This is a genomic window from Halomonas eurihalina, from assembly GCF_008274785.1.
In the GTDB taxonomy this organism is placed as follows: domain Bacteria; phylum Pseudomonadota; class Gammaproteobacteria; order Pseudomonadales; family Halomonadaceae; genus Halomonas; species Halomonas eurihalina.
Genome location: NZ_VTPU01000011.1, coordinates 24,319 through 43,823, shown reverse-complemented (window position 1 = coordinate 43,823; position 19,505 = coordinate 24,319). Strand labels below are relative to the sequence as shown.

The following is a 19,505-nucleotide window of genomic DNA, read 5'->3' as shown; positions in this document are numbered from 1 at the left end:
TCCGGGCTAGTGGTGGGTGTCGTCCAGCGAGATGCCCGGCTTCACCAGGGCTGTGTGTCTCAACACCAGCAAACCTGACGCCAGGATCAGGCCCATGCCCAGCCAGGTCATTCCGTCGGGGACCTCATGGAACAGCAGGTAGCCCCACAGGCCGGCAAACAGCAGGTAGGCGTAATCGAAGGTACCGACCAGTGCGGACGGGGCGATCTGGTAGGCTTTGGCCACACTGGCGTTGACGGTCACCATCAGCAGGGCATAGGCGGTGATGATGATGAGTTCATCGATCCCGATGGGCTGCCAAGGGGCAAACAGGAAGGGCGACTGCTTGGCGAGGGATGAGGTGTCGGTGAAGGCGAGTAGGATGCTGGCACCGCCACCGGCCACCAGGAAGGCCAGGTTCAAACCCAGTGCCAGCGTCAGCGGATGTTCCTTCTGGCAGTAGCGTCTTGTCGCCACCATCGCCAGGGCATACAGCACTGCCGCCATGACCGGTAGTAGTGTCGCGGGCGTGAAGGCGTCGCCGGTGGGACGGAGCACCACCACGACGCCGACGAAGCCGCACAGGATGTCGCCCCATATTCTGATGGAGAGGGGCTCTCGGGCACCCATGGAGGCCAGGATGGCGATGAACAGCGGTGTCGTGTAAATGGCGACGGCTGCCACGGACAGTGGTATCAAGGGCAGGGCCATATAGTAAGCCATCCACATCAGCAACAGCAGCAGGCTCCTGATGCCGACCCAGCGCCATGATATGAGGGATAGGGGGCGTGTTTTTCGCTGGGCGATGATCAGCCAGGCCAGGGTGGGCAACGAGACCGATGAGGCGAGGACATAGAGTTGCCACAGGGTGATGCTTGCGCTTAGATACTTGACCAGAGCGTCGGCCAGGGCGAGAAGGAACACCGCGCCCACGATCAGGGTCACGCCCCGAGCTGTGTTGTCTTCATGCGAAACATTTGGCTTCATTGCGGGCTCTCGTGCTGATGTTCGTCAAGAGAGTGGCGGTTCTACGGTCTGCTCCTCAAACGATTTCTGGGTCCTGATGCATAAGGGATAGTTATGGATTCGTCTACCCGGCCTCTGCCGCCGCTCGCGACGCTACGACCTTTCGAGGCCGCTGCGAGACTCGAGAGCTTCACGCGTGCTGCTGCCGAGCTGCACCTGACTCAGGCGGCGATAAGTCGGCAGATTCGACTGCTGGAAGAGGATCTGGGCGTGACGCTCTTCGAGCGCCGCCACCGCCGTGTCTTCCTGACCCGCGAGGGGCGAGAGTTCGGTCGGACGGTATCGCAGGCCCTGGAAAGCATCGCTTCCGACGCGCAGGCGCTGAGAGGAGAGGGGCGCGATATGCAGGTGGTGTTGTTCTGTCAGCTGTGCGAGGCCTTTTATTGGCTCATGCCGCGCCTGGATGATTTCAACCGGCGTCATCCCGAATTCGATATCAAGCTGGCGACTTCGACTCGTCCCATCACGGAATTCGGTGAACCCTTCGACGTGGCCCTGCAGACCAGTGGGCGCCCCAACGGTACCCATCCGTTGGCATTGACGGCCGCGGACGAAATCTTTCCTGTCTGCAGTCCCGCTTATCTGGAAGGGCAGGCGGAGCCGTTGAGCCTCGACGACTTGCCCGACCACCGATTGCTGCATTATCGAGTCGAGCCGGCGGAATGGCTGGAATGGCCGGACTGGTTGCGGGCCGTGGGGCGTGGCGATCTCGTGCTCGGGGAGGGCGTGGACTTCGACAGCTATCCGTTGCTGTTGCAGGCGGCAATCGCCGGGCAGGGAATTGCCCTGGGCTGGCGACGTACCACGCAGCACCTCATCGATAGGGACGAGCTGGTTCGTCCGGTCGTGGAAAGTCTGCCGCAGCGGGATGCCATCGCGATCTACACCCGCCGGGGCGCGTCGCGACGAGCCGCACCCCGAGCACTGCTGGCCTGGCTGGATGAGCGACTGAGGGACGACATGGCGCCGACGTGATGCCCGGCCCGAGGTGTAGCTTGGTCGGGAACCGGACTCAGGCAGAGCGTGAGCAGCGCCAGCGCCGGGCCTTCTTGACCAGCGTCGACTGATCGATACCGAGGGCTGCGGCAGCCGCGCGGGTCGTGCCGTGAGTGGCCAGCGCCGTCTCGATCAACTGGCGTTCCAGTTCCATGACCTGTTCTCGCAGGGAGCCGCCGCAGGTGGCCGGTGGATCGAGTCTCTCGAGCGAAGCGGGAGCATGAGGCAACCAATGTGGCGTGATTTCCGGCTCGGTGGTGCCGACCACCAGGCGTTCCGTGAGATTGATCAACTCTCTGATATTGCCGGGCCAGCCATGGCCGGCGAGAAGTTCGAGGCTCTCGGGGTGCCAGCATCGATCTTGATGGTGGCGCTGGTTGAAGTGCTCCAGGTAATGATTGAGCAGGGGAATGATTTCTTCTCGGCGTTCGCGCAAGGGAGGCAGTGTCAGGGGCACGACGCTGAGACGATAATAGAGATCCTCGCGGAACTGGCCCAGATGGACCTGTTGTTGCAGGTCGCGGTGGGTTGCGCAGATCAGTCGGATGTTGGCATGGCGAAATTCGGTGCCGCCGACCGGCAGGAAGCGGTTTTCCTCGACAACCTTGAGCAACTTGGCTTGCAAGGTCAGGGGGAGGTCACCGATTTCGTCGAGCAGCAGGGTACCGCCGTGGGCAACATCCAGCAGGCCCTGCTTGCCACGAGGCGCGGCCCCGGTGAAAGCGCCTGGGCTATAGCCAAAGAGCTCGGCTTCGAGCAGCCCCTCTGGCATGGCGGTGCAGTTAAGCTCGAGAAACGGTCCCTCGGCACGTTCGCTATGCTGATGGATATAGCGGGCCAGTAGTGTCTTGCCCGTGCCTGTTTCTCCCTGGATCAATACCTTGACCTGCGTGGGGGCGATACGCCTGGCCAGTGCATAGCACTCTCGGGATTGGGGGCTGACGATCAACCACGGTGGCTGGTCGTCGAGCCTGACATCCACATCATAGGCCTCGCGCATGCGGCGGATCTGTGCGAGCTGTTCCTGGGCATGCTTGGCGCGCAGTAGTTCGGTGACGTCGCGGACGCTGGTGATCACATAGCGTAGTGCCCCCTCGTTATCGAGCAAGGGCATGCCACTGACGAGGATCTTGTCGTGGTCGCGGATGCTCTGCACCAGGGTGATGGGGCGACGTTCCCGAATCACTTCCAGCGACACGGATTTCGAGATGTAGCCGGCCTTGACCAGGTCGGCCATGTGCCGGCCCACCACGTCATCGCGCCGAATTCCGGTGAGGCGCTCATAGGCCGTGTTGACGGTGACCGTGATACCCCGGGCGTCAGTGATGTAGACCCCGTCGTGCAGGGCATTCAGCACCGAGCGCAATGGTTCGTGATCGAAGCCGTGGCTCGAGACATCGGCGATGTCGAGCGAGGGGGAATCGCCGGTAACGCGATAGCGAAGGCATTCGCCAACCTGGTTCTCGAGCCTGGCCTCCCGAACGGCGGTGTCGACATCGCTCTGGGTCAGCACGCCAATGGCCTGGCCGACGTTGTCGAATACCTCGACAGCGCCGACATCCTGTTGCTCGAAGAGTGGCCGGACGTCCGCCATGCTCTGAGTTTCCCTGATGTGCCGCATGTCCTGCCTCCGGTAAAGGCGCCCGTCGGGAGGACCGACGGGCGTTGCCTCAATGTACGTCAAGTGAGGCATCGGACTCATGTAGACTCTTGGTTGAGTCGGAGGCGGGACGTTGGGGCGTGGTGTCTCTGGTCAGATCCTTGGCGAAGGTGCCATCGTTTTCTCCCGAGAAGAAACGGCGACCGTAGATCAGCAGGCACAGTAATACGCCAACCGCAAAGGCCCAGGTGGCTCCCTTGATGACCAGCACCGCGGCAATCACGCCGGCGATCCCCAGGTCGCGTTGGCTGCGCGCTTCCATGATGCCGATGCGCACGCTGACATAGCCCTGGATCAGCAGGGTAAGTGCCAGCGCAATGCCGAGAATCGGCTGTACCAGGCTGACGATGGGGAGCAGCAGCAGGCCGGTATTGGTGCCCCAGCGGAACGATCCCGAACCGCCGAAGATCGAGTCCATGGCGGCCTTGCCCTCCTTGTAGCGTTCGGTAACCACTACCTGCATGGCAGCCCACAGCGGGCCACACATCACCACATCAGGGCCAAACACGCTCATGCCGAGATTGCGTCCACCGAAGATCATGTGAGCGCGGTCGGGGTTGTAATCGACTTTCTCATCGCGACGCATGTCGTCGGCTTCGTCGAGCAGGGCCTTGCTTTGCAGTACATCGCCGAACAGTACGATATAGGCAGCAAGGACCGTGGGAATGGCAGTGACGTACATCGACAGCGGCGGGAGTCCGACACCGAAGACGGTGTATTCGCTGAACATCAGCGCGAAGTCGGGTTGGCTGAACCCCCACTCCACGTTGGGCCAGGGCGCTTCACCGAAGAGTGGCGCGATGATGATGGCCAGGACGATGATGGGGAAAATGCCGAGCTTGCCGAGCGAGGCCCAGGCTCCGCCACTTGCTTTCAGTTTGGCGAAGTGGCGAGAGAAGATCAGGTAGAAGGCCAGACCTACGGCGATGCTGATGGTGAAGGGGTATTGCGAGAAACGCCCCCCTTCGTCGAAGACCACCACGATGGCGGCCAGACCGGCGCCCATGATCACACCGGCCTTGATGGCGGAGGGGATGAGACTCACTACCCTGGCTGCCAGTCCTGTTCGCCCGAGGAAAAGGGCCAGGATCCCCAGCATCATCTGGAAGGCGATCAATGCATGGACCCGGGCTTCACCTTCGGGAAACGCCGACACATAAGCCATCAGCAAAGGGATGGCTGGCGTGATCCAGCCGGGGACGACGGGATCGCCAAACAGGTGGTGCAGGAGATATAGCACCCCGTTCAGCATCACGATGGCAAGCGCCGCTTCGAAGGGCATGCCCAGCAGTTCCGTCATCAGGGGGATGGCGGCCAGGTCCACCGCACACATCAATAGCCCCTGAAGATAGTCGGGCAACTCGAAGCGATAATGCAGGAAGGGAAGGCGGAGCTTGAAAGGCCCCATGGCGATATAAGGCGTTTCCGCACCTTCGGCACGCTGTTTCCATTGATTCATGGCGTATCTCCACTATTGGTGTTGTTATCAAGGCAGGAAATGCCTAATAGGCAGCGCGGTAGATCTGCTCGATATCGTCACGACTCAGGACGCGAGGATTGTTACGCAGAAGGCGCTCGACCTTGCTGGCGGCTTCGGCCAGTTCGGGAAGGGCGGATTCGGGGATATCGAATGTCCGCAGTTGCGTGGGAATCTCGACGTCACGGCACAATCGATGCAATCGGTCGATGACGTTGTCGGCGATCTGGGTGGCAGACAAGCCTTGGCACGGTTCGCCGAAGGCGTGAGCGATATCCTGGAAGCGTTCGACGCAGGCCAGCTTGTTCCAGGCCATGACATGCGGCAATAACAAGGCGTTACTCACGCCGTGGGCCAGGTGGTAACGGCCACCCAGAGGGTAGGCCAGGGCATGTACGGCACCGACGCCGGCGTTGCCGAAGGCCAGCCCTGCCATCAGGCTGCCGGTGGCCATGTCCTCGCGTGCGGCAAGGTTGTTCGGGTTGGCGAATGCCTTGGGAAGGGCCCTGACGATCAGCGTCATAGCCTTGAGCGCCAGTGCATCGGTGAGGGGGCTGGCGAAGTTCGAAAGGTAAGCCTCGATGGCGTGAACGAGGGCATCTACACCACTGGCGGCGGTCACCGAACGTGGGCAACTCAACGTCATTTCCGGGGCCACCAGGGCAACGTCGGGCAGCAAGTCGTCGCTGACGATGCCTCGCTTCGTGCCTTGCTGGTTGTCGGCGAGGATGGCGATGTTGGTGACTTCGGACCCCGTGCCGGCGGTTGTAGGAAGGGCGATCAGAGGCACTCGCGATGATTCGACCTTGTCCTCGCCGAACAAGGTTTCCAGGGTATTGTTGTGCCGGGCATAAACGGAAACGCTTTTTGCGATATCCATGGCGCTTCCGCCACCGACGGCGATCAAGCCGTCATGTCCTCCATGTCGAAAGACCTGGGTGCATTCCTCGACGATCTCGATTTCCGGTTCAGGCGGCACGCGATCGTAGATGGCGTAATCCAGATCCTTCATTCGGGGCGTCACGAGATCCAGGGCGCCCGACTCGCGTACGCCACGGTCGGTGACGAGCAGTGGCTTTTGCATGCCAAGCTTGCTGGCCTGAGAGGGAAGTTCGTGCAAGGCCTGTTGGCCGGTAATCAGGCGATGGGCGGTCTTGAAGCTACTGACGTGCATGGGCTCTATCTCTTGTTGGGATCGAAGGCCAGTTTCCGGCGCATTGATAGGCGCCAGTCCCTGGAGCGATGTAGCAAGAGATGTGCCACTTCGGTGTGTTTTATAACTTGTTGAAACTTAGCGTTAATGTCGCTTCTTGGTGGTTGATGGCAGTACTGTTGATGAAATTTGTCATCGCTTTTCTGGTTGTTGATGCCAAATATCATCAAGACCGTATCCAGTTGCTTGGCGACAGGCAGCGTTCATGTTCATGCATGCCTCTCATACCAAAGTTCGAGCGCACTTCACGGCCGGGGCTGCTGTAATGTCTCTTTGCTGACACGATTCATCTATTGGCTTGGTTCAATGACTGTTGGACTCCTCGGTTATTAGATGAATCGATTCACTTGAATCGCCAATGCCCTTGAGAAGAAGAGGACAACGACAATGACGCGTATCGTGCAATGGTCGATCACCGTAGCTCTGGCCGGCTTCCTGTTCGGCTTCGACACGGCGGTGATCTCGGGCGCCGACAAGCCTATCCAGGCCCTGTGGGGATTAAGTGACCTGCAGCATGGCCTGCTGATCATGTCCATGGCCCTGTGGGGGACCGTGCTGGGCGCCATCTTCGGCAACTGGCCCACCGATACCTTCGGTCGGCGCGCCACCCTGCTCATCATTGGTGTGTTCTATCTGGTATCCGCCGTGGGGTCCGCAGTGGTCTCGGACCCGGTACTGTTCGCCATCTTCCGCCTGATCGGTGGCATCGGCGTGGGCATCTCCTCGGTGGCCGCTCCCACCTACATCTCCGAGATCGCTCCACCGAAGCATCGCGGGCTGTTGGTCGCCATGTATCAGTTCAATATCGTCTTCGGCATCTTGATGGCGTTTATCTCGAACTACATCATCGGCAGCCTGATCACCGAAGGGGCCTGGCGCTGGATGCTGGGCATCGAGGCGGTGCCCGCTCTGCTCTACACGCTGATGATTACGCGAGTGCCGCGTAGCCCGCGCTGGTTGATTCTCAAGCGCAACGATGTCGCGGAGGCATCTCGCGTGCTGCGTTTGATCAACCCCGAGGCGGATACTGACGCGGAGATTGCTACGATCCGCGCTGCCGAGGACGAGGAGCGCACCGCGCATGCAAGGTTCTTCTCGCGCCGTTATCGCTTGCCGATCCTGCTGGCCTTTCTGATCGCCTTCTTCAATCAGCTCTCCGGCATCAACTTCATCATCTATTATGCGCCGCGGGTGCTCGAGGCCGCTGAACTGGGGAGTCAGGCGGCGCTGCTGTCGACGGCCGGCATTGGTCTGGTCAACCTGGTCTTCACCATGATCGGCATGTCCCTGATCGATCGTTTCGGGCGGCGCACCCTGCTTTTCATCGGCTCTGCCGGTTATCTGATATCACTGGTGCTGATATCGAGGGCCTTCTTCAGCGATGCCCTCGGGGGGATCGAGGTGCCGCTGCTGCTGGGCCTGTTCATTGCCGCTCATGCCATCAGCCAGGGGGCGGTGATCTGGGTGTTCATTGCCGAGGTTTTCCCCAACCACGTGCGCGCTCGCGGCCAATCCTTCGGCAGCTCGGTTCACTGGATCTTCGCGGCCTTGATCACCCTGGTCATGCCCTGGGTGCTGGGTACCTTCAGCGGTGGCCCGGTGTTCGCCTTCTTCGCTGTCATGATGCTGTTGCAGTTGATATTCGTGCTATTCCTGATGCCGGAAACGCGCAATGTCTCGCTTGAGGATCTGCAGAAGCACTTGGTCGGTGACAACGTCAAACTGCGCCGTGTGCATCTTTCCAGTGCTCGCGCACAATCAGTGGCCTCCTCCGGCAAGGGAGCATGATGGAAGAGCTCGTGTCCTGACTGCCTGCTCCTCTGTTGATGGCTGATAGGGGGAGCTGCGGCTCGATGAGCGGTGGCTGCAGGCGGTCAGCGATAGCGCGCCTCGAAGGCTTCCACGACTTGGCGCAGGTCATTGGGCAGCCGGGCCAGGGTCTCGTGGCGCAGCGACTCGGGTAGGCCGCCATGAAAGGCCTCGGCCATGGCACCGGCCATGCAGGCCTGGGTATCGGCGTCGCCGCCCAATGAGATGGCGTTGCGGATGGCCGATTCGACGCCATCGGCTTCCAGGAAGGCGATGATCGACGGAGGGACCGAGCCTTGGCAGGAAACGTCGAAGCCGTAGCCGGGGCGAATCTCGTCCAGGCGGGGGGAGAGGTCGTAGCCGAAGCGCGTTTCTAGCTCGTGTCGTAGGCTTGCCTTGTCGTCGGTCTGGCGGGCCAGGAAGATCGCTGCCGCCACTGCCTGGGCGCCACGGATGCCTTCGGGGTGGTCATGCGTCACCTCGGCGCTTCGCTTGGCCAGGCTCAGTGCTTCCTCCAGTGATGTCGCCGCAAAGCCCACCGGCGGCACTCGCATGGCCGAGCCATTGCCCCAGCTGTAGTAGGGGTGGCGACTCCGGCTTGCGGCCCAGCGCGCAAAACCGCCGCCGAAGCCCGCATCTGGATAGCGGTGAAAGTAATCGGGGTAGGCGTCGATGAAGTTGCCGCCCGAGAGCAGTACTTCTGCCACCGCCACACAGAGCACGCTATCGTCGGTAAAGGTGCTCTGGGGCGTGAAGAGCGGAAATTCGCGGTGCTTGGTGCCTGCTCCTTCGTGCACCGAGCCGATGATATCTCCCGCGATGGCGCCTAGCATCATGGCCTCCCAAAAACGCACTCATCTACTTGGAAGGATAGAGTCTGGAGGATTCTGAGGCCAAGAAAAGCCTGACCAAGCGATGGTTCGTCAAGCGCATAGCTTGGTGGCTCACGTATACTTTCAAGTATCTAATGTTTTTATGGCCTTTGAGTGTTGTGCAGAGTCTGGGTGTCTACATTTGTTAATAATGTTTGTCGCTCTATGGAGAGGTTAGGTCGCTTTCTGTCAAGAAAATTTCTGGCATATTGGTGATTCTGTAAATAGAGAGATGTTTTGCGGAGATGGTCAACAGTTTGATGGTGGGAGGATGGTATGGGGGATGTGTCACAGTTATCAGTAGATAGGTTGGTGTCTAAGAGTAGTGTGAGTAATGAAGATGTTGAAAGGTTCCGAGAATATGGGTTTGTTAAAATAAAATCCTTTCTTACCGAAGAGGGCGTTGGCAGGGTGCGTGATGAGGCCTCTCGGCTTGCTGTTTCGTCAAGGGGGGTGACTATGGTGGAACCTTTAACCGAATGGCCTATGGGCTTGGTGATACAGAGCTTTTTCAAAGCCTCTACCGTTCAGAGAATTTTAGAAACATATTGGTTTCGATGATTGGTTCGTCAGTAATTGCTACAGATGCCCAGTGTTTTGAGCTTTCTTCTGATAAGCAAGGGTTTGAGTGGCACTATGATTCAATTAGCTTTAGGTATATCCGTCCTCGAGATCCTGGTTATAGCTTATGGATTGCGTTGGATCCAGTGAGGAGGGACAGTCAAGGTGGTGGCATGGCCTACATGCCGGAAAGTGTCTTCTCTGGTTACGCTAACTTTCAGTTGTCAAGCTTGCTTTCTAAAGAAGTTTCAGAAGGAAGGTCGGTTTATGAGCTTTCATGCAAGCTGAAGGAGGTGTATAAGACGCCGGGTTTTTTGACGGAGTTGTTTGAAAAGTATAAGCATCAGGATGATTTTGATTCGGGGGATGCGCTGTTGTTCAGAAAGACGACATGGCATAGGTCCGATGTGTTGCTGAAAGGGGAGTTGAAAACGAGGTCTGCTGTTACTATTCGATTGCTGGGTTCGGAGTCTAGGCTCGATAAAGATATGCTGGCTGGAGAAACGGAAAGTGGGGGAGGGTTAGGGCTTGGCCTGAATTGGGGGCGGGCTGATCAGGCGAACTATGCAGATAGGTTTACTGATATAGAGAACGGAGAGCTGATTCGAAATTCACAGTTCTCAGGGTTTCTGGTTAAGTGAAAGCATGGCTTATTAGTCATGATGGGAGGGTGGAGGCGAATTGTATGGTGTTGGTGATATATGAATAGTTCGTTTTTGTTAGGTTGCTTTGCAGCTCTGTTTTCAACTTTTAGCTGGGCATTGAATTTTGTGTCTCCTTATGTGGTAGGTCCCTACAGTAATTATGATTTTATTGTGGCAAGGTTTGTTGTTGCGGGCGTGGTTGGAGGGGTGTTCGTTTATAAGTGTCGCAAAGAGCTGAGCGATATGAATGTGATGGAAGTTTTTCTCTCTATGTCCATGGGGGTTCTGGGGTATCTGTTGTACATAGTTTCAGTGGTAGGAGGTGCTTATTTTGCAGGCCCTGTTTTGGCGCCGGCAGTTATTGGCACTGTTCCAATATTTATGGTGGTTCTGGGTAATCTGTATAAAAACACCATCCATTGGGGAAAATTGGTTCTTCCTTTGGCGATGGCGGTGGGTGGTTTGTTTTTTGTTAATGTCGAACTTTTCTTTGTGGATGGTTATGGGTCTGGTGAAAGAACGACGATTGGGTTCCTGTTCTGTATCGCTGGAGTGATGTGCTGGCTATTATTCAGCCTTTTCAATCAGAGGTTCACTGATAGAAAGCCGGGCCTCAGCGTGGGGGGGTACACAGGGCTGATGATGCTGGGCGCTGGTTTTGCGACATTGGTATTTATTCCAGTGGGAATGCTATTTGACCTGGTGGACCCTGTTCCTTCTGGTGTTGATCGTTCGAGTCTCGCCTGGTTTTTATTGTGGGCGATAATGCTTGCGACGTTGTCTTCTGTAGGGGGAGCCTGGGCTTGGAATTACGCGACTCAAAGGCTGCCAATGGTTCTGACGGGGCAGTTGATTGCGGTTGAAATATTGTTTGCTACAGTGTTTGGACTGATGGCGAGTCAACGTTTCCCGACGTGGTTTGAGTCGTTAGGTTCCATGTTGGTCGTTTTGGGGGTTGTCACAACAGTCCGTGCGGTGTTGAAGCCTGCCAAGCTTGATCAAGCATCCCGGGCGACTGGGTAAATGGACAGTACACCCGACGAGGTCGCCATCAATCATGTTGATTGAGTGCTCCGAGCCTATGTTGCTTGCAGCATGAACCCCACCAACGAAAAACGGCCACTGCCCGGATGAGCTAAGTGGCCGTTTTTACTAATGTTCTTGGTCGGAGTAGCAGGATTCGAACCTACGACCTCTGCCTCCCGAAGGCAGCGCTCTACCAAGCTGAGCTATACTCCGATGTTGGGCCCGGTGGGCGACAACGGATGCGTATTATACGCAAATGAGCTTGCTGCGCAAGCCCTTGTGGCTATGCCGGCGCTTCAGGTGCGGCGGTCCACCGCGCGGTGCGCCAGTTGCTCCATGCTGTCGCGGAAGGCGGAGGGCGGCAGGGCCTCGAGCTGGGCCAGGGCCTTGGCCGACATTTCCTCCGCGCGGCGCTGGGTGTAGTCCAGCGCGCCGGTATCGTGGACGATGGCCAGAACTTCGTCGAGCCGCTCGAGACCACCCTGACGGATGGCCTGGCGGATCACCTTGGCCTGCTCGGGAGAGCCGGTGACCATGGCCTGGATCAGCGGCAGGGTGGGCTTGCCCTCGGCCAGGTCGTCGCCGACGTTCTTGCCCATGGTGTCGGCATCGCCCCGGTAGTCGAGCAGGTCGTCGACCAGTTGGAAGGCGAGGCCGAGATAGCGACCATAGGCCTGCAGGGCGGCTTCCTGCTCCGGGGTGGCGTCGGCGATGATCGCGCCGCAGTGCGAGGCCGCTTCGAACAGCATGGCGGTCTTGCCCTGGATGGTCTCGAAGTAGGCCGCCTCGTCGACATCCGGGTTGCCGACATTGGTCAACTGCTGGACTTCACCCTCGGCGATGGTGCAGGTGGCCGCCGAGAGGATCTCCATGATGCGCATGGAGCCGACGCCGACCATCATCTGGAAGGAGCGCGAATAGAGGAAGTCGCCCACCAGTACCGAGGGAGCATTGCCCCAGGCGTCGTTGGCGGTGGCTTTGCCTCGTCGCATGTGCGATTCGTCGACCACGTCGTCATGCAGCAGTGTCGAGGTGTGCATGAACTCGATCAGGGTGGCCAGGGCCACGTGCTGATCCCCCTCGTACCCCAGGGAGCGTGCGGCCAGCAGTACCAGCAGGGGGCGCATGCGCTTGCCGCCGCTGTCGACGATGTATTGGCCGATCGCCTCTACCAGCGGAATGCGCGAGGCGAGCTGGGTCTGGATGGTGCGGTTGACGGCGGCAAAGTCTTCGGCCACCACCGCGTGGATGGGCGTGTCGGGGGTGGTGAGCTGTGTCGGCGCGGTGGTGGCTGGCATGTAAGGCGATATCGATGAGACGAAGTGGGCGGTCAGTCGGTATTTGACCGAAGTGTTGGCCATGCTATGGGGCCCCCTGGGGGGCGTCAAGCGTGCCTGCCCCACTGTGAGCCCGGTCATGGGAGGGCATGGGGCGGAGATGTTGAATGTGTGCGTGTTCATCGCTATAATCCGCGACCCACTCATCTCGCTCCCTGTCAGATGGTGCCAAGAAGGGTGCCACTCGAAGCAGGTCGACGAAGAGCCAACCCCCGATGAGTCCTGGAGAGAGCAACATGTACGCAGTTATCAAGAGCGGTGGCAAGCAGTACCGCGTTCAGGAAGGCCAGACGCTCAAGCTCGAGAAGCTGGAAGTGCCGACTGGCGACACCATCGAGTTCGATGAAGTGCTGCTGGTGGGCAATGACGACGACGTCACGGTCGGCGCGCCGAATGTCGACGGTGCCAAGGTCTCCGCCGAAATCGTCTCCCACGGTCGTGGTGAGAAGGTGAAGATCATCAAGTTCCGTCGCCGCAAGCACAGCATGACGCGCAAGGGCCACCGTCAGTGGTTCACCGAAGTCAAGATCACCGGGATCTCCGCGTAAGCGGTCAATCCCCTGAACGAGCGAGGTATTTGCAATGGCTCACAAGAAGGCAGCGGGTTCTACCCGTAACGGTCGCGATAGCGAATCCAAGCGCCTAGGCGTCAAGCTGTTCGGCGGCCAGGCTGTTTCCCCGGGTCACATCATCGTCCGTCAGCGTGGCACCAAGTTCCATGCCGGCACCGGTGTCGGGATCGGCAAGGACCACACTCTGTTCGCACTGGACGAGGGCGTGATCAAGTTCGAGACCAAGGGTCCGAAGAATCGCAAGTTCGTGAGCATCGTCTCCGCCTGAGACCGCCTCGAACCTGTCGCAAGAAGGCCCCGCCATGGCGGGGCCTTCTTGTATCATGGCGACATGCATCGCCGGGAGAATGAACAATGCAGTTCGTCGACGAAGCCTCGATCATCGTGGAAGCCGGCAAGGGCGGCAATGGCTGCCTGAGCTTCCGTCGCGAGAAGTACGTGCCCAAGGGTGGCCCGGATGGTGGCGATGGCGGCCATGGCGGCAGCGTGCACCTGATCGGTGACGATGCCCTGAACACCCTCATCGACTTCAAGTACCAGCGCTTCTACAAGGCCCAGAACGGCCAGCCGGGGCAGGGGCGGCAGATGAGCGGCCGCGCCGGCGAGGATCTGCATGTCAAGGTACCGGTGGGCACCACGGTGATCGACGAGGATACCCTCGAGGTGATCGCCGATGTGACCGAGGCAGGACAGGTGGTACTCGTCGCCCAGGGCGGGCGTCGAGGGCTCGGCAACATCCACTTCAAGTCCTCGACCAATCGGGCGCCGCGACGCACCACGCCAGGTACCGAGGGCGAGCGGCGCAATCTGCGCTTCGAGATGAAGGTGATGGCGGATGTCGGCCTGCTGGGCATGCCCAATGCCGGCAAGTCGACGTTGATTCGCTCGGTGTCGGCGGCCAAGCCCAAGGTGGCCAATTATCCGTTCACCACTCTGGTGCCCAACCTCGGCGTGGTGAAGCTCGGCCAGCACGAACACTTCGTGATGGCCGACGTGCCGGGCTTGATCGAGGGTGCTTCGGAGGGAGCCGGCCTGGGGCTGCGCTTTCTCAAGCACCTGACGCGTACGCGCCTGCTGCTGCATGTGGTCGATGTCGCGCCCTTCGATGAGAGCGATCCCGTGGAGGCCGCCCAGGCCATCGCGCACGAGCTGGGGCAATTCTCCCCGGCGCTCGCCGAGCGTCCGCGCTGGTTGGTGCTCAACAAGCTCGACCTGTTGCCCGCCGAGGAGCGCGAGGCCGTGGCCGATGACATCGTGGCGCGCCTGGCGTGGCAGGGGCCCGTTTTTCGCCTGTCGGCGATCAGCGGCGAAGGGACCGATGCCCTGGTGCAGGCCGTGCATCGTTGGCTCACTGAACAGCGCCAGTTGGAGAACGAGGACGCAGAGGCCGCCGAGCGCGAAGGTGAGATGCGCCGTCGCATGGAAGACGAGGCGGTAGCGCGCGCTGAGTCTCGCCTGGGTCGCAAGCGCAAGCGCAAGCCGGCCGACGAGGATGACGATGACTTCGACGATGATGATTATGATGTCGAAGTCGAATACGCACCCTGAGAAAATGCCTGCGCACGCAAATCGCGGCGTTGCGCGGTGCTTGAAAGCTCGTCTAACTATTTGTTATGTCTCGTTTTCTGCGCTCCGTGTGCCTTGCGCTTTGCAGTGCTCGGCAATTTTCTGCAAGTGGCGGATGAAGTGGCTGGCTGTGCTCGGCCCTGATGCTCGCGGTTCGCAGCCCGTAGCTCGGGACTCGCAGCCCGTATCTTGAAAACCGAGGAACCGATGGACGATCTCGAACAAGTGCCTGACCGGGATGCGCTGACGCGCATGCGGCGGGTGGTGGTGAAGATCGGCAGCGCACTGTTGACCAACGACGGTCGAGGGCTCGATGAGCCGGCCATCGGTGGCTGGGTCGACGAGATTGCCGAGCTGCATCGGCGCGGCATCGAGGTGGTGCTGGTGTCGTCCGGTGCCGTGGCGGCGGGCATGGTGCGGCTTGGCTGGCAGACGCGTCCTTCCGAGGTGCATGCCCTGCAGGCCGCCGCTGCGGTGGGGCAGAACGGCTTGACCGAATGCTACGAAGGCCACTTCGCCCGCCATGGGCTGACCACCGCCCAGATCCTGCTGACCCATGACGATCTCTCCAACCGCAAGCGTTATCTCAATGCACGCTCCGCGCTGCGCACCCTGGTTGGACTGGGCGTGGTGCCGGTGGTCAACGAGAACGACACCGTGGTTACCGACGAGATTCGCTTCGGCGACAACGACACCCTCGGCGCCCTGGTGGCCAATCTGCTGGAAGCCGATGCCCTGGTCATCCTGACCGATCAGGAAGGGCTCTTCGATGCCGACCCTCGTCACGATCCGAATGCTCGCCTGATTACCGAGGGGCGCGCCGATGACCCTCGGCTGGCCGAAGTGGCCGGCGGTGGCGGTGTGCTGGGGCGGGGCGGCATGTCGACCAAGGTGCGGGCGGCGCGTCTGGCGGCGCGCTCCGGTGCGGTCACGGTGATCGCCAGTGGGCGTCAGCGCGACGTGCTGGGCCGGCTCGCCGCGGGGGAGCAACTGGGCACCTTGCTCATGCCCGAGCGCGCGCCCATGGCGGCGCGCAAGCGCTGGCTGGCGGGGCAGCTCCAGGTGCGCGGTCACCTGACCCTGGATGACGGCGCGGTGAAGGTGCTGCGCGACCGCGGCTCCAGCTTGCTGCCGGTGGGAGTGAAAGCGGTGTCGGGCGACTTCGTGCGCGGCGACATGGTGCTATGCGTCGACGAACAGGGGCAGCGGGTGGCCAAGGGCCTGGTCAATTATGGAGTCGATGAAGTGCGTCGCCTGCTCGGCCAGCCCAGTCATCGCATCGAGGCGATCCTCGGCTACATGGAGTCGCCGGAGCTTATACACCGCGATAACCTGGTCGTCCTGTAAGAGGCCCTGCACTGCGACCAGGCTGGCATGCCCTCGCACGGCGTGATAGGATACGCCATCCTCTCAGACACGGCCCGTAAGCGACTGCGCCATCATGCGCGGTCAGCCAGATGGCCAGGCCGACGGGGATTTTTTTATTTCCCTGTTGGATCAACATGTTATTGAATACCGCCGAGCTTGGCGGTAACAACTTTCTCCAAGGAGACAGTCAGTGGCTAACACCAAGCAAGCCCGCAAGCGCGCCCGTCAGGCGGAAGGTCGTCGTGTCCTGAAAGCCAGCCAGCGCAGCATGGTTCGCACTTACGTCAAGAACGTCATCAAGGCCATCAATGGCGGCGATCATGCTCAGGCTATGGATGCCTTCAAAAAGGCCCAGCCGGTCATCGACCGCATCGCCGACAAGGACGTGCTCTCCAAGAAGAAGGCCGCTCGCCTGAAGAGCCGTCTCAACAAGCGCATCAAGGCCCTGGCAGCGTAAGCGCGCCGGACGCCCATGGGGCTCGTGAACGAGGTTCGCGAACCATCTCGCGAGTGCCCCATCGAAGAACCGGCTACGGCCGGTTTTTTTGTGGCCGTCTTCCCTGGCGGTCGCCCTTCGGGCCGTCGCCGTGCGACGTCAAAATCGTTACTGACGGTTTGTTGTTTCCATTCCATCTGGCCTGGCAAGGAATCGCACCGTGACCGATCGACAACAATCACCCGAGCAGACGTCGCCCGAGGCCGCATCAGCGGTCGTTGATGAGGCGTCTCGTCAAGCGGCACCCCGTCGAGGCGGACTGGTGCGCTCGGGCATGGTCGTCAGCAGCATGACCATGCTGTCGCGGGTGATGGGGCTGGCCCGGGACATGGTGATCGCCGCGTTGTTTGGCGCAGGGCAGGGGGCGGATGCCTTCTTCGTGGCCTTCAAGGTGCCCAACTTCTTGCGCCGGCTGTTCGCCGAGGGCGCCTTCAACCAGGCCTTCGTGCCGGTGCTGTCCGAATATGCCACCCAGCGCACCCGGGATGAGGTGCGCGAGTTGCTCGATGCCGTGGCCGGCAGCCTGACGGCGGTGCTGGTGCTGATCACCGCCCTGGCCATGCTGGCTGCGCCCTGGCTGGCCTGGGCCTTTGCGCCGGGGTTTGCGCGTGATCCCGAGAAGATGGCGCTCACCGTCGACATGCTGCGGCTGACGTTCCCCTATCTGCTACTGATATCGCTGACGGCCTTCTCGGGGAGTGTGCTCAACACCTGGGGACGCTTCGCTGTGCCGGCCTTCACGCCGGTGTTGCTCAACCTGTCACTGATCGGCGCGGCCATGCTGCTAACGCCCCTGGTGAGCGAGCCCGCGCTGGCTCTGGCCTGGGGGGTGTTGATCGCCGGGGCGGCCCAGTTGGCTTTCCAGGTGCCGTTCCTCGCCCGGCTGGGCCTGTTGCCACGCCCCTGGCCCAGGTTCGCCCACGAAGGCGTGCGGCGCGTGCTCAAACTGATGGCGCCGGCGATGTTCGGTGTTTCTGTGGCCCAGATCAATCTGCTGCTGGATACCGTGCTGGCGTCGTTTCTGGCGGCTGGCAGCGTCTCCTGGCTGTATTATTCCGACCGTCTGGTGGAGTTGCCGCTTGGGGTGTTCGGGGTGGCCATTGGCACGGTGATCCTGCCGGCCTTGTCGAAGCGCCACGCCGATCAGTCCGGGGAACGCTTCGCGCAGATGCTCGACTGGGCAATTCGTGCCGTGTTGCTGCTGGGGCTGCCGGCGGCGCTGGCACTGGTGGTGCTGGCCGAGCCGTTGCTGATCACCCTGTTCCATTATGGCGCCATGACCGATCATGACATCAATATGGCGGCCATGAGCCTGCGTGCCTATGCCGTGGGCCTGGTAGCCTTCATGCTGATCAAGGTGCTGGCGCCGGGCTTCTTTGCCCGCCAGGATACCAAGACGCCGGTCACGATCGGCATGATCGCCATGGGTGCCAACATGGTCTTCAACCTGATCCTGATCTGGCCGCTGGCGCACGCAGGGTTGGCGTTGGCCACGGCACTTTCGGCGTTTCTCAATGCTGGCTTGCTGGGTGGCCTGCTGTATCGGCGGGGCATTCTGGTCTTCCAGGCGGGCTGGGGGCGGTATGCGGTGCAATTGCTCGGTGGCTGCGCGGTGATGGGCCTGACGCTCGCCTGGCTGGCGCCGGAGTGGCACCAGTGGCTCGACTGGTCGTTGATGAGGCGCGCAGGCTGGATGGCAACCCTGGTGGTGAGCGGAACGGTGATGTACTTCGCCTGGCTGGCCGTCACGGGAGTACGGTTGCGCCACTTTCGAATGAAGAGCTGAAGCCAGGGCCATGTCGGCGCGGCTGTCAAGGGGCGCCTGGTCCGTTATAATCGACCACTTTACTTTCTGCGCGAACAACGCCTATGCAAGTGATTCGAGGATTGCACAATCTGCGTGACGAGCATCATGGCTGCGTGGCGACCATCGGTAATTTCGATGGCGTTCATCGTGGCCATCAGGCGATCCTCGATCAGTTGCTCGAACGCGCGCGCTCGTTGTCGCTGCCGGCGACGGTGGTAGTCTTCGAGCCCCAGCCCAGGGAGTTCTTCGCCGGGGACCAGGCGCCGCCTCGGCTGACGCGGCTGCGTGACAAGGTGCGTCTGCTGGCTGAGCACGGCGCCGACCGCGTGCTGTGCCTGCCCTTCAACGATGCCCTGCGCAGCCTGACTGCCCGGGCCTTCATCGAGCAAGTGCTGGTACAGGGATTGGGCGTGCGTCACCTGGTGGTGGGTGATGATTTCCGTTTCGGCTGCGACCGGCGCGGCGATTTCGAACTGTTGCAGGCGGTTGGTGCCCACTCGGGCTTCGAGGTCGAGCACACCCGAACCTTCCAGTTGGACGGCGAACGCGTCTCCAGCACGCGAGTCAGGACCATGCTGGCGTGCGGTAATTTCGATCAGGCCGCCCGCATGCTGGGGCGGCCTTACCGGCTTGGCGGCCGGGTGGTGCGCGACCGCCAGCTCGGGCGGACCATCGGCGTGCCCACGGCGAACCTTCCGCAGCCACCGCATCCGCTGGCCCTGCAGGGCGTCTACGCGGTCAAGGCCGCATTGCCTGACGGGCGACACGCCGAGGGGGTGGCCAATATCGGCTGGCGTCCCACCGTGGGCAGCCTGCGGCCGGTACTCGAGGTGCACTTGTTCGACTTCGATGAGGACCTGTACGGCGAGCGATTGACGGTACTGCCTTGTGCCAAGCTGCGCGGTGAGATGAAGTTCGATGGCCTCGAGGCCCTCAAGGCCCAGATCGGTGCTGACCAGGCCCGCGCGCGACGTTTTTTCGCCGAGACAGCGGCGACAGGAGACTTCTTACCTCTGGCATCGGCGCCGCTGGCGCGCGAGGCTGTGTTTTCCGACTCCTCGGCGGGACTGCCCGCCGACCATGATGATGGCTGACC

The 19,505-nt window shown here is 60.8% G+C and carries 17 protein-coding genes and 1 tRNA gene; 11 read left to right on the top strand and 7 right to left on the bottom strand.

The features are described from left to right. Positions 1-6: 6 nt before the first annotated feature. Positions 7-966: a DMT family transporter gene (locus FZZ93_RS11955; protein WP_149322560.1), complete on the bottom strand. Its 960-nt coding sequence runs from the start codon at positions 964-966 to the stop codon at positions 7-9. Positions 967-1,059: 93 nt separating this feature from the next. On the opposite strand from FZZ93_RS11955, the gene FZZ93_RS11950 reads away from it, so the two are divergent. Beyond that, positions 1,060-1,980: a LysR substrate-binding domain-containing protein gene (locus FZZ93_RS11950; RefSeq protein ID WP_149322559.1), complete on the top strand. Its 921-nt coding sequence runs from the start codon at positions 1,060-1,062 to the stop codon at positions 1,978-1,980. Between the two features lie 37 nt (positions 1,981-2,017). On the opposite strand, the gene FZZ93_RS11945 is transcribed toward FZZ93_RS11950, so the two are convergent. From FZZ93_RS11945 to FZZ93_RS11935, 3 genes are all read right to left on the bottom strand, one after another. After that, entirely contained in the window at positions 2,018-3,595 is a 1,578-nt protein-coding gene (locus tag FZZ93_RS11945) for a sigma-54 interaction domain-containing protein (protein ID WP_246146200.1), read from the bottom strand. A 76-nt stretch (positions 3,596-3,671) separates the two neighbouring features. Continuing rightward, positions 3,672-5,120 carry a hypothetical protein gene (locus tag FZZ93_RS11940; RefSeq protein ID WP_149322558.1) on the bottom strand — a complete coding sequence of 483 codons (1,449 nt, stop codon included), beginning with the start codon at positions 5,118-5,120 and terminating at the stop codon, positions 3,672-3,674. Positions 5,121-5,163: 43 nt separating this feature from the next. After that, positions 5,164-6,312: an iron-containing alcohol dehydrogenase gene (locus tag FZZ93_RS11935; protein WP_149322557.1), complete on the bottom strand. Its 1,149-nt coding sequence runs from the start codon at positions 6,310-6,312 to the stop codon at positions 5,164-5,166. A 426-nt stretch (positions 6,313-6,738) separates the two neighbouring features. On the opposite strand from FZZ93_RS11935, the gene FZZ93_RS11930 reads away from it, so the two are divergent. Continuing rightward, a complete protein-coding gene (locus FZZ93_RS11930; protein WP_149322556.1) occupies positions 6,739-8,139 on the top strand; it encodes a sugar porter family MFS transporter in 1,401 nt (466 codons plus the stop codon). 86 nt (positions 8,140-8,225) lie between these two features. Here the strand turns inward: FZZ93_RS11930 and FZZ93_RS11925 are convergent, their stop codons facing one another. Continuing rightward, positions 8,226-8,993, bottom strand: coding sequence for an ADP-ribosylglycohydrolase family protein (locus FZZ93_RS11925; RefSeq protein ID WP_149322555.1), 768 nt, complete (start codon positions 8,991-8,993; stop codon positions 8,226-8,228). Between the two features lie 518 nt (positions 8,994-9,511). Between FZZ93_RS11925 and FZZ93_RS11920 the strand changes: the two genes are divergently transcribed. After that, positions 9,512-10,234, top strand: a complete 723-nt coding sequence (locus tag FZZ93_RS11920; RefSeq protein ID WP_149322554.1) for a phytanoyl-CoA dioxygenase family protein — start codon at positions 9,512-9,514, stop codon at positions 10,232-10,234. Positions 10,235-10,294: 60 nt separating this feature from the next. Beyond that, the gene (locus FZZ93_RS11915) at positions 10,295-11,260 is read left to right on the top strand and encodes a DMT family transporter (RefSeq protein ID WP_149322553.1); all 966 of its coding nucleotides are present in this window, start codon (positions 10,295-10,297) and stop codon (positions 11,258-11,260) included. A 139-nt stretch (positions 11,261-11,399) separates the two neighbouring features. On the opposite strand, the gene FZZ93_RS11910 is transcribed toward FZZ93_RS11915, so the two are convergent. After that, a tRNA-Pro gene (locus tag FZZ93_RS11910) sits at positions 11,400-11,476 on the bottom strand. 83 nt (positions 11,477-11,559) lie between these two features. Further along, the gene (gene ispB / locus FZZ93_RS11905) at positions 11,560-12,561 is read right to left on the bottom strand and encodes an octaprenyl diphosphate synthase (protein ID WP_149322635.1); all 1,002 of its coding nucleotides are present in this window, start codon (positions 12,559-12,561) and stop codon (positions 11,560-11,562) included. Between the two features lie 275 nt (positions 12,562-12,836). On the opposite strand from ispB, the gene rplU reads away from it, so the two are divergent. From rplU to ribF, 7 genes are all read left to right on the top strand, one after another. After that, on the top strand, positions 12,837-13,148 hold the full coding sequence (rplU, locus tag FZZ93_RS11900; RefSeq protein WP_149322552.1) for a 50S ribosomal protein L21: 312 nt from the start codon (positions 12,837-12,839) through the stop codon (positions 13,146-13,148). 34 nt (positions 13,149-13,182) lie between these two features. Next, positions 13,183-13,440, top strand: a complete 258-nt coding sequence (gene rpmA / locus FZZ93_RS11895) for a 50S ribosomal protein L27 (RefSeq protein WP_149322551.1) — start codon at positions 13,183-13,185, stop codon at positions 13,438-13,440. Between the two features lie 86 nt (positions 13,441-13,526). Next, entirely contained in the window at positions 13,527-14,720 is a 1,194-nt protein-coding gene (cgtA, locus tag FZZ93_RS11890) for an Obg family GTPase CgtA (RefSeq protein ID WP_149322550.1), read from the top strand. Between the two features lie 225 nt (positions 14,721-14,945). Further along, complete coding sequence (proB, locus tag FZZ93_RS11885) at positions 14,946-16,085, top strand: glutamate 5-kinase (protein ID WP_149322549.1); 1,140 nt, start codon at positions 14,946-14,948, stop codon at positions 16,083-16,085. 211 nt (positions 16,086-16,296) lie between these two features. Then, positions 16,297-16,563, top strand: a complete 267-nt coding sequence (rpsT, locus tag FZZ93_RS11880) for a 30S ribosomal protein S20 (protein WP_149322548.1) — start codon at positions 16,297-16,299, stop codon at positions 16,561-16,563. A 199-nt stretch (positions 16,564-16,762) separates the two neighbouring features. Then, positions 16,763-18,388 (top strand): murein biosynthesis integral membrane protein MurJ, encoded by a 1,626-nt coding sequence (gene murJ, locus FZZ93_RS11875; RefSeq protein WP_149322547.1) that lies wholly within the window; start codon positions 16,763-16,765, stop codon positions 18,386-18,388. A gap of 83 nt (positions 18,389-18,471) precedes the next feature. Next, on the top strand, positions 18,472-19,503 hold the full coding sequence (ribF, locus tag FZZ93_RS11870) for a bifunctional riboflavin kinase/FAD synthetase (RefSeq protein WP_149322546.1): 1,032 nt from the start codon (positions 18,472-18,474) through the stop codon (positions 19,501-19,503). Positions 19,504-19,505 lie beyond the last annotated feature (2 nt).